This window comes from Psychrobacter sp. TB55-MNA-CIBAN-0194 (genome assembly GCF_040309505.1).
In the GTDB taxonomy this organism is placed as follows: Bacteria; Pseudomonadota; Gammaproteobacteria; order Pseudomonadales; family Moraxellaceae; genus Psychrobacter; species Psychrobacter fozii.
On sequence record NZ_JBEOOW010000257.1, the window covers coordinates 1 to 273 of the forward strand.

Here is a 273-nt window from a genome sequence, read left to right on the forward strand (position 1 = left end):
CTTGGCCCCAGGTGTCTTCGGTATCGCCCAGCACAGCGCGCACAAAGTCGGCTTGCTCATCGTTGGCCGGCGGTGCCTGACGCGGCTGGGTGCTGACCGACGGCGCCTGTTCCATCTGGCCGGTCAATTGGCCGAGGATCTGCATCGGGTCCTGGCCGGTCAGCCAGCCAATGCCGACGATCAGCACGATGGCCGTGAGGCTCAGGCCCTTGCCGCCGCCGAAGCGCATACCGCCACCGCCGCCGCCACTGTCATTACGGGCATCCACCACGT

General features: G+C 67.4%; 1 protein-coding gene. It reads right to left on the reverse strand.

The window, feature by feature from the left end; translation table 11 throughout:
- Positions 1-273 (reverse strand): neutral zinc metallopeptidase (locus AAEY75_RS15060; RefSeq protein ID WP_352260034.1); only part of this gene is annotated, 273 nt, incomplete at both ends.